The sequence below is a fragment of the Ktedonobacteraceae bacterium genome, from assembly GCA_035653615.1.
Classification (GTDB): domain Bacteria; phylum Chloroflexota; class Ktedonobacteria; order Ktedonobacterales; family Ktedonobacteraceae; genus DASRBN01.
Genome location: DASRBN010000004.1, coordinates 40,407 through 52,550, shown reverse-complemented (window position 1 = coordinate 52,550; position 12,144 = coordinate 40,407). Strand labels below are relative to the sequence as shown.

Below are 12,144 nucleotides of genomic sequence, written 5' to 3'. Positions count from 1 at the left end.
TGAGTAGAGAGAGGGCGACCACAAGGGTACACCCTTACAATGATGACGGCCCCACCCCTGGTGGGAAAGCGTGTCATTGTAAGGGCGCGCCCTTGTGGTCGCCCTTCATCCACTCTGACTTTTTGCCTGACCTCCATTACGCTTTTCATGCCAGGCGTGCCACGATCACGCTGATATTATCCGGTCCTCCCGCTTTCAATGCTGCCTGCACAAGCGCTGAACTTGCCTGGGATGGATTGGCTCTATGCCGCTTCAGAATGCGGGCTATTTCCTGGTCGCGTACCATCTCCCACAAACCATCTGAACAGAGTAGTAAGCAATCTCCCTCCTGCAAACTCCTGGTGAACCAATCGACTTCCACTTCTTCCTTCTCTCCAAGACAGCGATAGACCTTGTTGCGCTCCGGGTGCGTGTACACCTCTCCCGGGGAGATAGCGCCGCTTTCAACTAAACGCGCCACCAGTGAATGGTCTCGCGTTGCCTGTATCAGCCCCTCTGCTTCTCGATAAAGATAGGTACGGCTGTCGCCAACATTCACAATATAGGCTATCCCATCAAGTACCAGTGCCGCGGTGATCGTGGTTCCCATATCTATACGGTTGTCCCGGTTGCATGTATAGATTGCCAGGTTCGCGGATTGTACTCCATCCATGAGCATTTGAAGAAGGAATAGGCCGGAAATATCGTCAATGTCTGTTAAACTTGCCAGGACCGATTGTGCCATATACTGGATGGCTAACATGCTGGCATCCTGACCATGGGCATGGCCCCCCATGCCATCCGCGACTATCAGCAAGCCGAAAGGTAGCAGTTGATCATTGTGCGTACAGATTCCATTCAGGACAAGCAATCCGTCTTCATTGGGCCTGTTTTTGCGTTTGATGCCCGCATCCCAGCCGGTTCCCACATCTATACTGAGCATTTGTCCAGGTTTCGCGATGGTAGAGGGTGCGGATTCCGTTGCTTTTCCGTTCCTTTGAGGATTGGTTGGAATTTCCGCCGGGTCGGCATAGCGCTCAGGCGCGTGGGTACGCAGGTACTCGCGCGAGGGTTGCCAACTGCTCGTAGTCTGGTGCGCGTGCTTCTCTCTCCACCACATCTGCATACTATCTCCTTCTCCTGTGCTTTCTTCATCTCTGCTGGCTGGTCAATTTGTTCATGGACTGCTCACGCTCCATCACCTCAACATAGATATCGCATACAATCTGGCTGGCGGTATGTTCCCCTATATATGCCGCCAATGCGTCCTGGTATTCCTCAATACGTTCCATACGCTCATAGATAAACGCGTGACGAGCGGTACCAGAAGTCAAGCCTCGCAAACCGCGATGCATCGCCTCCAGTTGCAGCTCGATCTGTTCGCGCAGGCGGGCGATTTCGCTTGCGTACATAGTACTTGCTTCCCTTCCGCTGAGCTCCTGTGTCCCTACAGTTGACGAAGACCTACAATTACTATCTTATGCAGAGAAGATAGTCTTGTCTTATACCATTCTTCTCATAGAACTTGCGCAGCGGTTAGTTAAGATGTATTTCATGCTGGTGTTGATCCAGGCATGATAGAACCACGGAAACCAGGTCTTGTGTGGTGAAAGGTTTGGTGATATAGCCTCTGGCTCCGGCGATGCGGCTTTTCACTTTGTCAAGAACACTATCATGTCCCGTGAGCATAACGATTACCGTCTGGTCGAATTGAGGACTGGTTTTGAGCAGCCTGAGGAGGTCGAGGCCATTCATTTTAGGAAGGCCGATATCGAGAAAAATGAGGTTGGGAATGGGACTCTGGCCTTGTTTAAAAGCGCACAACGCCTCGAACCCATCCTCGTAACTGATACAGACGATTCCCATGCGGCGTAAACTTATCTCTACAATTTTGCGAACGACTGTAGAATCGTCAATGATAACCACGCTATTCATGCCTCTGTTCCTCCCTCTAGTTTGTGCTTCCCATCTGTCCGGTAGAATTTCATTCAGGGCGACCACGAGCGCGATGAATCCGCTCTCTACATGGTCGCCTGGTACTTGCATGGTCTATCTACAAGACCAATGCAGGTGACGAGTACTCCGAGGGGAAAAGGAGTTGCTCGTCATGCCAGGGTGAATCGCTTCCCGTTCCCTGTTATCCCGAGGTGGTAAAAGAGAGACAAAAGTGAAAGGTGTTGACTAAGCGACTCACCTGCTGGAAGTATATATTGGGAAAATTTATTCTATATCCCATGATTCTTCCGCGAGCCGTTTCAATGTGTAGCTTGAGGTTGTTGACAGCATTACGCAAGATTTCGAAGCACATCATCAGTCGTCACAATGGTGGCGAATTCCTGGTGTAGATTGGTCAAGGTCATTGCCTGAATTTCTTCTGCCGTGTGGAGAACCCCATCGGGTCCCTGACGATCAAAGGTCGCGGTGGCATCAGGGACGAGGTAGGTGTGGAAGCCGAGATTGCCTGCCATGCGCGTGGTCCTCTCGACACAGTGGTTGGTCGTCAGCCCTGTGATGATGAGTGTTGTGATACCTTCTCGCTCGAGGCGCTCTTGCAGATGTGTGCCGATGAACGCACTGTTGACCCGCTTCTGAATCACAGGCTCCCCATCTTGAGGACGGACGATCTCTTTGATCTCGCTTCCTGGAGAGTCGGCGCGCAAGGGTGAGTGTGGCTCTTGGGAAAGATGCTGGATATGAAAAACAGGTCGTCTGGTTCGCCGCCATGTAGATAACAAGGTGGCCATGTTTGACTCAGCATCCGGGTTGTTTCGGCGGCCCCACACAGGATCATCAAAGCCTTTTTGAATATCGATGAGAATGAGTGCTGCATTTTGAGGGAAAGGGAGCATTAGTTCCTCCACCGGGTTCACATCCGGTCATATTCTTCAAGGAAGCATGAAAGCTTGATAAAAGATAGACGCAGTGTATCACAAAAGTGCTGTCACATGTTGTGTCTGGCACAATTGATGGGTGAGCCCGCATGTTTCGGGCCTCAATAAAAGTGGGTGAATCTCACCCTTATGAGCGCGTTTTGTACGGCGTCCTCTGCAATATCTTGATCTTCTTGACGTGTCCCTCCCGATTCTCTACAATGTGTTTGATTAAAGATACGTCAAGGGAAGAGCAGCAATGGCAGACCGTATCGGGCAACAACTTGGAAACTATCGTCTCGTCCGCTTGCTTGGGCAAGGAGGCTTTGCTGAAGTTTACCTTGGCGAGCACATCTATCTCGATACGACCGCGGCCATTAAAGTCCTGCACACGCGTCTCGATGATGATGACATAGAACACTTTCGCGCTGAGGCACGTACCATTGCCCGCCTCGTTCATCCCAATATCGTGCGCGTTCTCGAATTCAATGTCCAGGATGGCATTCCTTACCTTGTCGTCGATTATGCACCCAATGGCACCCTGCGTAAGCGTCATCCACGCAGCATTTCGGTGCCACTCATAACCATCGTTGGTTATGTCAAGCAGATCGCATCGGCATTGCATTACGCGCACGAGCAGAAGGTCATCCATCGCGATGTCAAGCCGGAGAATATGCTGATCGGACGACGTAACGAAATCCTACTTAGCGATTTTGGCATCGCTCTCGTCGCCCAGAGTTCGCGCTACAGCAGCAGCGACGGCAAAATGCAGGACATGGCCGGCACTATCGCCTATATGGCACCGGAGCAAATTCATGCTCAGGCTTGCCCTAACAGCGATCAGTATTCGCTTGGCATCGTCGTTTACGAGTGGTTAAGCGGTTCGCGCCCGTTTCAAGGCTCGTTTACCGAAATCGCGGTTAAGCAAACCATGGCGGCTCCTCCACCATTGCGCGAAAAAGTTCCCACCATTTCAGAGGAAACCGAACAGGTGGTAATGAAAGCCCTGGCCAAGGCCCCACAAGATCGATTCGAGGATGTCCAGGCCTTTGCCATTGCTCTCGAACATGCCGCTCTGCAAGCGCCGGGAACCATAATTGCTTCCAGCAATACAGCTCTACCGCCGGCTCAGGGATCACCGGTTGAGACTATTCAGCTCTCGCACCAGGAAGATCTCTCCGCTGACCTCCTGACTATGCCAAGCCAGACGCCTCCCAGCATGGGTTCTCTATTGCAAGCCATATCTTCGTCTCCAGAAAACCCCTTAGTTGATGAAGCGCAGGTAGCTGCTCAACCACCCGCCGGCATGAAAGAGAAACCCATATCACGGCGTAAGGTGTTGTTGGGCCTGGTGGGAGCGGCGATTGTCGCAGCGGCAGGTGGCGGTTTTGCCTTGTTCGAGTACGAACAGCACACGCAGCATCCCGTTACAACCACCGCGGGCAGTCTACTCTTCACTTTTCGGGGACATACCGGGTTAGTATGGTCTGCTGCCTTTTCACCGGATGGGCAGCGTGTGGCGTCCGGTAGTGGTGATGATACAGCGCAGGTCTGGGATGCCACCACCGGCGATCATCTTAATATCTATATGCGCCATACGGATTCGGTGTACTCTGTCGCCTGGTCGCCCAATGGGGAGCGCATCGCCTCGGCCAGCTATGATAAGACGGTGCAAATCTGGGATGCTACATTTGGCGACCCTTTCTACACCTATCGCGGGCATTCCTCGTGGGTCTGGATCGCCAGGTGGTCGCCGGATGGCAAGCTCATCGCCTCGGCAGGCGGGGATAGCACTGTGCAGGTCTGGAGTTCGGCGGGGGATGGGCGCAGTTTCATCTACCGCGGTCACAAGGCCCCCGTCTATACACTGGCATGGTCACCGGACGGCAAGCTCATCGCCTCGGCGGGCAATGACGGTACCGTACAAATCTGGGACGCCACTACCGGCAAGCTGCTTGCTCTCTACCAGGCGCAATCTCCCTCCGTCTGGTCTGTCGCGTGGTCGCCGGACGGCAGGCACCTGGCCCTGGCTGGAGACGATAAAACGGTGCAAATCTGGAATGCCGCCGACGGCAAACGCCTGTTTGTCTATACCGGTCACAGCGATTTCGTCTATACAGTGGCGTGGTCGCCGGATGGCAAGCGCCTTGCCTCGGCGGGAGACGACAAAACCGTGCAGGTCTGGGACGCGGCAAATGGTGGCCACCGCTATATCTACCGCGGCCATACCAGCAGCGTCCGCTCCGTCTCCTGGTCGCCCCGCGGCAATCATATTGCTTCCGCCTCCTGGGATAAAACGGTACAGGTATGGGTAGCTCAATGAAATTGACGCGAAGCCATCAGGGCAGCACCACCACCTTCCCCGTCACCTTTCGCTGCATCATATCGTTCAGCGCATCCGCCACCTTCGGAAGAGGATAAGCCGCGGACACCACGGGCCGGATTTTTCCCTCTTCGTACCAGGCGAGCAATTCCCGTACATACTCCCGGTTGCGCCGCGGCTCGCGCATCGTGAAAGGCCCCCAGAAAACACCTACAATGGAGCAGCTTTTGAGCAGCGTCAAATTGAGCGGTATGCGCGGGATTTCTCCCGCCGTGAAGCCAACGACCAGAAAGCGTCCTCCCCACGCCATGCCACGCAAAGCGGGTTCCGAGTAATCACCACCAACCGGGTCGAGAATCACATCAACGCCATTACCCGCGCTGAGATCCTTGATACGCGTCTTGAGGTCCCCGGTTACATAATTGATCACTTCGTCGGCTCCCTGCTGCCTGCATAGTTCAAGTTTCGCGTCAGTCGAAGCGGCGGCAATTACGCGTGCCCCCATTGCCTTCCCGATCTGTACTGCCGCGAGTCCCACCCCGCCTGCCGCGCCCAGCACAAGTAAGGTCTCACCTGCTCGCAGCTGCCCGCGATCTTTTAGCGCGTAATGTGATGTTCCATAGGTCATATAGAAGGCGGCTGCCGTGTTGAAATCCATCGAATCGGGGATGGGGATGATCGCATGGGCATCGACGGCCACCTCTTCGGCAAAGCCACCCCAGCTGGTAAAACCGATTACCCTGTCCCCAACCCTGACCGTATCTACCTCTTCGCCTACCTCTTTCACGATACCCGCGACCTCGCCACCCGGCGTAAAAGGCATCGGCGGCTTGAACTGGTACTTCCCCTGGATAATCAGCGTATCCGGGAAATTGACGCCACACGCCTTAACCGCGACCACTACCTGCCCTCGTCTGGGTCGTGGCGCTTCGATATCCTCGATGACCAGGCTTTCCGGGGGGCCATAGACTTTACATAGCACTGCTTTCATGAGCCTGCTGCCTTTCTGAAAATAGCGTAGTGAAATGAAAATAGCCTTAAATGCTGCCTCTGCATTATGCATTATAGCAGAAACTGGGGTGGAAATTATCACACGACGCATTGCCAGCACTTTAACGAGGAAACATGCCCCTCGACGGCGAGAGCGGCAATGTAATCGTCGCCAGGATATAACTCGTAAAGCGACCAGTTCGCGCTATCCTGGCCCTCTTCTCGGATGTTGAGCAACCTCGCCGGCTCTCCAGGCGCCAGCGAGACATCGAACGAATCCAGCGCCAGCGACAGACCCATACCTCGGGCCTTGATATAGGCCTCTTTGCGTGTCCAGCAGTTGAAAAAAGCGATGTGCCGCATAGCGGGGGGAACGGCCTTCAGCACGCGAACTTCGTAAGGAGAAAAGAAACGTTCGGCGATTGATTCCCATTCCATCTGCCTCTGAATATATTCAATATCGATGCCAAGGACAGGATTGCGCGCAATTGCGAGAAGAGCTATGTTCCCCGCGTGTGACATATTGAAAGAGAGTTCTTTGTCTCTGGATATCCCGGCAAGCGATGGTTTGCCATAGGCATTATACGTAAAGCTGAGTGACTGCGGCTCCCTGGCGAGGTAACGCCCCACTATTGCTCTCAGTTGGCCGCGGGCCGCGATAAAGTGTATACGATCTCTGGCAAAGTGAAATCGTCGCGCTCGTATGCGCTCATCATCACTCAACGTCGGCTCAAGCACCTCTATTTTTGGCTGTGGCAGGTCTAGCCAGGCGCGCCATACGTGGACTTCTTCCTGATTCAATAATAGCATCCCTGGTGAGGTGTCCCAGGGGGATACTGGTGCCTGCATTCTCTAGCTCTCGTGGTGTTATACTTGACTGCGCCCTCAACATTTTCTCCAGTATACAGCCGGACCACCGCGAACACAAGTGGCAGGGATAAACTGGCAGCGCTAAAACGTGACATGCAGGGCAGTCAAACCGCGCAACCCAAGATTTTCTCTCCATGTAATCGGCCCAGGCAGCAGTTGCAGGTTGGGCATACGTCTCAATAGTGTATCGAAGGCGATTTGACCCTCGATGCGTGCCAGCGGTGCCCCGAAGCAGAAATGGCTGGCCCAGGCAAACGCGACGTGCCTATTGTCCTGACGTGCCAGGTCGAGCCGGTCGGGGTCGGGGAAGCGCTCCGGGTCGCGATTGGCCGCGCCCATCACGGCGATCACGGCCTGGCGTTTGCGAATCAACTTCCCACCCAGCTCTACATCACCGGGCGCGAGCCGTGCCGTGTGCTGGCTGGGACTTTCGTAGCGCAGCAGTTCCTCGACTGCTGATGGAATGAGCGAAAGGTTTGCTCGCAGGCGCTCCAATTGATCCTGCTGCCGCAACAGGGTAAGGACACCATTGCCGATCAGGTTTGTCGTTGTCTCCTGGCCGCCAACCATAGTCACGATAACGTTAGCAACCACTTCTTCCTCTGATAGCCGGTCGCCATCTATTTCAGCATTCAATAGGGCGCTGATCAGCCCTTCACGTGGATGGTCGCGATGGTCTCGCACGGCTGCCCGGAAGTAGACCAGCATCTCCTCGAGGCTACGTAAGACGCGCGATGCATGATCCGGGTTGTGCTGGAAATTGCCCAGCACCATGGCGAAGTCGCTCGACCACTTCGTGAGCTGCTTCCAGTCGGAAGTGGGTAAGCCGAGCAATTCCGCGGTAACGATAGCAGGCAGCGGGATGGCGAGTTCAGACATTACGTCCATCTGCCCTGTGCCTTTTGCCAGTATCGCATCCAGCAAGTTATTGGTAATATCCTGGATATGCGAGCGCAGGAGTTCTACCCGGCGAGGTGTAAATGCCTTCGCCGCCAGGCCGCGCACGCGCCCGTGTTCAGGGGGATCAAGAAAGAGCATCTGGCGTACCATTACCTGCGCCAGCGGAGTTAAAGCTGATAGGCCCAGGGCAGTTAATTGTTCCGGCGTCGGCGTGCGTTTCGCGGAAAAGTGCTGGAAGACGTTAATTACGTCCGCGTAGCGTGTCACCACCCAGGCATGCAGAAAAGGATCCCAATGAACGGGGTCCTCGTTGCGCAGGCGATGATACAACGGATACGGGTTGGCAAGCACTTCGGGATCGAGCAAATGAAAAAGGCTCAAGCTGGGATCACCGGCCTTGTTCTCTCCTGGCGGGAACGTTTGCGCGTGCGTTGTCATAGTATCATCCCTTCCGCGCCAGGAGTTGCAGGGCCTCTTCGTCGCTCATCGACTCCAACCGGGCCAGAATTCGTCTTTCGATCAATGCCGAGAGTTGCCTTACCGTCGGAGCCTCGAACAGGCTGCGCAGCGTCAGCTCAACATCAAACGTGCTGGCGATGCGCGCGATAACCTGCGTGCCCAGCAGGGAATGCCCACCCAGCATGAAGAAGTTATCATCGATACTGACCTGCTCCAGCCCTAAAAGAGAAGAGACAATCGCTGCCACGTGCTCTTCCATTGGCGTCGTGGGCAAAACAATCCCTTGCTCATCTTGCAGCGTATTTGAGGCATCCGGCGCGGGCAGGGCATGACGGTCGATTTTGCCATTGGGGGTGATCGGCAGCGTATTCAGGCGGACAAAGGTCGCCGGAATCATATACTCCGGCAGGCGTTCTGCCAGCATTGCGCGCAAAGCGTCTACCGTTATATCGACTCCTGGCGCCAGTACAAGGTAGGCCACCAGGCGCTTTTCATCTGGATTACCCTGCTCTGCGCGTGCCACCACGACGCTCGTCTCAATAGCCGGGTGAGCATTGAGAACCGCGATAATTTCTTCCGGTTCAATGCGAAATCCACGCAGTTTGATTTGATCGTCGGCGCGCCCGAGAAAAGCGATGCGGCCATCGGGCAAGAAACGCCCCAGGTCGCCGGTTTTGTACATGCGCGCCCCGGTTTCCTTGCGGAATGGGTCGGGAAGAAAGCGCTCTTCTGTCAGCTCTGGCCGGTTGAGATAGCCCTTGCCTACGCCTGCTCCACCAATGTAGATTTCTCCAGGCTCGCCAATTGGAACCTGCCGTAGTTGCTCGTCCAGCAGGTAGATGTGAGTATTGGCGATGGGACGACCGATAGTCGGCGGCTCATCACAGGCGTCCGATGCAAGAACCTCGCCAGAGGTCGCGAGTACGGTGGCCTCCGAGGGACCGTAGTTATTGATCAAGGTGAAAGGCAAATGAGCCGGTGGGTAGTGGCGCAACCTGTCGGCCCCTGTAAGGAGGAAGCGCAACGGCGCCTGGGAAGGCCACTCCAGCGTCAAAATGTGTTCGGCAAGCGCGGTCGGCAAGAAAGAGATCGTAATGCGATTTCCAAGCAGCCAGTCGCGCAAGCGCGCGGGTGAAACACGGGTCTCCTCGTCCGGTAGATAAACGCTTGCGCCAATGGTTAAATACGGCCAGAGTTCCCAGCCAGTGGCATCAAAAGCCGGGCTGGTAAGCTGGGTGGCACGATCAGCAAGGGTTACGGCGAAGGCGCGCTGGTGCCAGTATATCATGTTGAGCAGGTTATCGTGCGTGATCTGCACGCCCTTGGGACGCCCCGTAGAGCCAGATGTATAAATGACGTAAGCCAGGTCATCGACGGTGGCAAGCGCGGGGGGATCGACCTCGCTTTGCTGTGCTAGCAGCGCTGCATCCGCGTCAACGCGCACGATCTGAGCATGATAGTTTGCCAGGCGGCCAGCGAGGCTTGCTTTTGTCACCAGCACAGGCACATTGGCATCTGCCAGCATGAACGCAACTCGCTCGGACGGATAAGCCGGGTCCAGTGGCACATAGGCAGCGCCAGCCTTAAGAATAGCGAGCAATGCCACCACCAGGTCTATGGAGCGCTCCAGGTAACATCCCACATACGGATATCCCGAACCGCTACCCACTCCCAGCGATTGCAGGTGATGCGCCAGCCGGTTAGCCCGCCGGTTAAGTTGTTCGTATGTCACCACCTCGCCGTCCGCTACAAGCGCTATTGCTCGCGGGCGAATCGAGGCCTGTCTCGCGATTAATTGTGGAATGCAGGCGTCTCTCGCATAGTCCTGGGAGGTATCGTTCCAGGCGGCCAGAAGCCGTTGCTCGTTCTCAGTAAGCAGGGATATCACCATAGCGGTTTACCTTCCATTGCGATCATCAAGCTCAATTGTGTTCGCGCTCCATCCCTTAACCACTTCTCTATTTTTATCGGAAAACATCATTTTACCTTTATTTGCATGGACGGTACTCGAGATAAGCTCTAAGGGGAGAGCCTTAAGCCAAGCATAGAAGATGTTATATATGAAAATGGTTACTATCATGTTGCGATGACGTTAAAAAAGGCCCTTGCCGGTTGACAAAACCATACAGGCACAGGCCTCAAGATATTTGATGAGCATTGTGTGGTGTGGTAGCATATCGATGATTGAGGCATCTATGCTTATTTAAAAGGAGAGGATACGTATGCAGGCACTGCTTGGGATCGATCTTGGCACTACGGGCGTCAAAGCCGCGGCTTTCGCCGCGGAAGATGGGCGTCTTTTATCCTCTGCCTTCGTTGAATATCCTCTCATGCACCCGCAGCCCGGCTGGGCGGAACAGAATCCCGCCGAGTGGTGGGAGGCCACGGTTGTAGCCATTCGCGCCTGTCTCGCGCAGGGCATACAGGCTCAGGATGTGTGCGCGATCGGCCTTTCAGGCCAGATGCACGGCGTCGTACTCTTAGACGAACAAGATCGTGTTCTACGGCCCTCGATCATCTGGGCCGACCAGCGCAGCGCGGCTCAAAGCCTGGAAATCAGCGAGCGCGTCGGAGCAGACCGTCTTATCGCGCTGGTCAGCAACCCGGCGCTGACCGGTTTTTCCGCCCCTAAAATCCTCTGGATACGCGAGCATGAGCCGGCTATTTTTGCGCGGGCACAGCGTATTCTGCTGCCCAAAGACTATATTCGCTACCGCCTGACAGGAGCGCAGGCCATCGAGATTTCGGATGCCGCGGGTACCAATCTGCTGGATGTGCAGCATGGCAGCTGGTCAATGCCCGTACTAGAGGCACTTGAACTCGATCCGGCCCTGCTTCCGCCTGTTATCGCGTCCAATGCCGTGGCCGGCGCGATCACTACAGAAGTGGCGCAACTCACCGGTCTGCTGCCTGGCACGCCGGTGGCAGGGGGAGGAGCCGACAATGCTTGCGCTGCGGTTGGCAATGGCGTTGTGCGGCCCGGACTGGCGCTCGTCTCTATTGGTACCAGCGGCGTCGTGTTGGCCTATGCCGCTACTCATCGCGTCGACACTTCCGCCGTTGTGCCGCGCGTGCATACCTTCAACCATGCCGTTCCACAGGCCTGGTATCTGATGGGCGTCACACAGGGAGCCGGGCTTTCCTTCCGCTGGCTGCGCGATAATATCGGTCTGCCCGAACGCGCCCTTGAACGCTGGACGGGCCTCGACGCCTACGAACTTCTGACGCGAGAAGCGGCATCCATAGCGCCTGGCAGCGATGGCCTTTTCTTCCTGCCCTACCTGCAAGGCGAGCGCACTCCTCACCTCGATCCGCTGGCGCGTGGCGGCTGGATTGGCCTCACCGCGAGCCATGACCGGCGTCATCTTGTGCGTGCCGTGCTGGAAGGTGTGGCGTTCAGCCTGAAAGACTGTTTCACTATTCTTCGCGAGCAGGGTCTGCCCATCGAGCAGGTACGCGCTACCGGTGGAGGCGCGAAAAGCTTGCTATGGCGGCAGATGATTGCCGATGTGCTTGGTGTGGAACTTGTTACGACCAACGCGCAGGAAGGGCCGGCCTTCGGCGCTGCCCTGCTCGCCGGAGTCGCCGCCGGCCTCTATCCATCGATACAGCAAGCCTGCGATGCGACAGTGCGGGTGATGGCGCCAACTCCGCCCGTTCCAGAGACCTCGCAACTCTATGCCCGCGCATACGAAACCTACGCGGCCCTCTATCCGGCCCTCAAACCGATCTTCAATAAAATAGCGGAGTGAG

The 12,144-nt window shown here is 55.6% G+C and carries 10 protein-coding genes; 2 read left to right on the top strand and 8 right to left on the bottom strand.

Annotated features, from left to right (window positions below; translation table 11 throughout):
- Positions 1 to 145: 145 nt before the first annotated feature.
- The 4 genes from VFA09_02595 to VFA09_02580 all read right to left on the bottom strand — a co-directional run bounded on the left by VFA09_02595 (position 146) and on the right by VFA09_02580 (position 2,849).
- Positions 146 to 1,105 (bottom strand): protein phosphatase 2C domain-containing protein, encoded by a 960-nt coding sequence (locus VFA09_02595; protein ID HZU66143.1) that lies wholly within the window; start codon positions 1,103 to 1,105, stop codon positions 146 to 148.
- A 25-nt stretch (positions 1,106 to 1,130) separates the two neighbouring features.
- The gene (locus VFA09_02590) at positions 1,131 to 1,391 is read right to left on the bottom strand and encodes a hypothetical protein (protein ID HZU66142.1); all 261 of its coding nucleotides are present in this window, start codon (positions 1,389 to 1,391) and stop codon (positions 1,131 to 1,133) included.
- Between the two features lie 124 nt (positions 1,392 to 1,515).
- The gene (locus VFA09_02585; GenBank protein ID HZU66141.1) at positions 1,516 to 1,914 is read right to left on the bottom strand and encodes a response regulator; all 399 of its coding nucleotides are present in this window, start codon (positions 1,912 to 1,914) and stop codon (positions 1,516 to 1,518) included.
- 350 nt (positions 1,915 to 2,264) lie between these two features.
- A complete protein-coding gene (locus VFA09_02580; protein HZU66140.1) occupies positions 2,265 to 2,849 on the bottom strand; it encodes a cysteine hydrolase family protein in 585 nt (194 codons plus the stop codon).
- A 259-nt stretch (positions 2,850 to 3,108) separates the two neighbouring features.
- Between VFA09_02580 and VFA09_02575 the strand changes: the two genes are divergently transcribed.
- Positions 3,109 to 5,172, top strand: coding sequence for a serine/threonine-protein kinase (locus tag VFA09_02575; protein HZU66139.1), 2,064 nt, complete (start codon positions 3,109 to 3,111; stop codon positions 5,170 to 5,172).
- A 16-nt stretch (positions 5,173 to 5,188) separates the two neighbouring features.
- On the opposite strand, the gene VFA09_02570 is transcribed toward VFA09_02575, so the two are convergent.
- From VFA09_02570 to VFA09_02555, 4 genes are all read right to left on the bottom strand, one after another.
- Positions 5,189 to 6,163, bottom strand: a complete 975-nt coding sequence (locus tag VFA09_02570) for an NADPH:quinone oxidoreductase family protein (GenBank protein ID HZU66138.1) — start codon at positions 6,161 to 6,163, stop codon at positions 5,189 to 5,191.
- A 98-nt stretch (positions 6,164 to 6,261) separates the two neighbouring features.
- The gene (locus tag VFA09_02565; protein HZU66137.1) at positions 6,262 to 7,011 is read right to left on the bottom strand and encodes a 4'-phosphopantetheinyl transferase superfamily protein; all 750 of its coding nucleotides are present in this window, start codon (positions 7,009 to 7,011) and stop codon (positions 6,262 to 6,264) included.
- Positions 7,012 to 7,113: 102 nt separating this feature from the next.
- A complete protein-coding gene (locus VFA09_02560) occupies positions 7,114 to 8,370 on the bottom strand; it encodes a cytochrome P450 (GenBank protein ID HZU66136.1) in 1,257 nt (418 codons plus the stop codon).
- Positions 8,371 to 8,374: 4 nt separating this feature from the next.
- A complete protein-coding gene (locus VFA09_02555) occupies positions 8,375 to 10,282 on the bottom strand; it encodes a non-ribosomal peptide synthetase (protein HZU66135.1) in 1,908 nt (635 codons plus the stop codon).
- Between the two features lie 331 nt (positions 10,283 to 10,613).
- Here VFA09_02555 and xylB point away from each other — a divergent pair, with 331 nt between their 5' ends.
- Positions 10,614 to 12,143: a xylulokinase gene (gene xylB, locus VFA09_02550; GenBank protein HZU66134.1), complete on the top strand. Its 1,530-nt coding sequence runs from the start codon at positions 10,614 to 10,616 to the stop codon at positions 12,141 to 12,143.
- The last annotated feature ends 1 nt before the right edge of the window (position 12,144 follow it).

Bases quoted from the DNA above. Each gene is read 5' to 3' on its own strand.
- VFA09_02555 (HZU66135.1), bottom strand. From the start codon at position 10,282: ATGGTGATATCCCTGCTTACTGAGAACGAGCAACGGCTTCTGGCCGCC.
- VFA09_02590 (HZU66142.1), bottom strand. From the start codon at position 1,391: ATGTACGCAAGCGAAATCGCCCGCCTGCGCGAACAGATCGAGCTGCAA.
- VFA09_02560 (HZU66136.1), bottom strand. From the start codon at position 8,370: ATGACAACGCACGCGCAAACGTTCCCGCCAGGAGAGAACAAGGCCGGT.
- VFA09_02570 (HZU66138.1), bottom strand. From the start codon at position 6,163: ATGAAAGCAGTGCTATGTAAAGTCTATGGCCCCCCGGAAAGCCTGGTC.
- xylB (HZU66134.1), top strand. From the start codon at position 10,614: ATGCAGGCACTGCTTGGGATCGATCTTGGCACTACGGGCGTCAAAGCC.
- VFA09_02575 (HZU66139.1), top strand. From the start codon at position 3,109: ATGGCAGACCGTATCGGGCAACAACTTGGAAACTATCGTCTCGTCCGC.
- VFA09_02595 (HZU66143.1), bottom strand. From the start codon at position 1,105: ATGCAGATGTGGTGGAGAGAGAAGCACGCGCACCAGACTACGAGCAGT.
- VFA09_02585 (HZU66141.1), bottom strand. From the start codon at position 1,914: ATGAATAGCGTGGTTATCATTGACGATTCTACAGTCGTTCGCAAAATT.
- VFA09_02565 (HZU66137.1), bottom strand. From the start codon at position 7,011: ATGCAGGCACCAGTATCCCCCTGGGACACCTCACCAGGGATGCTATTA.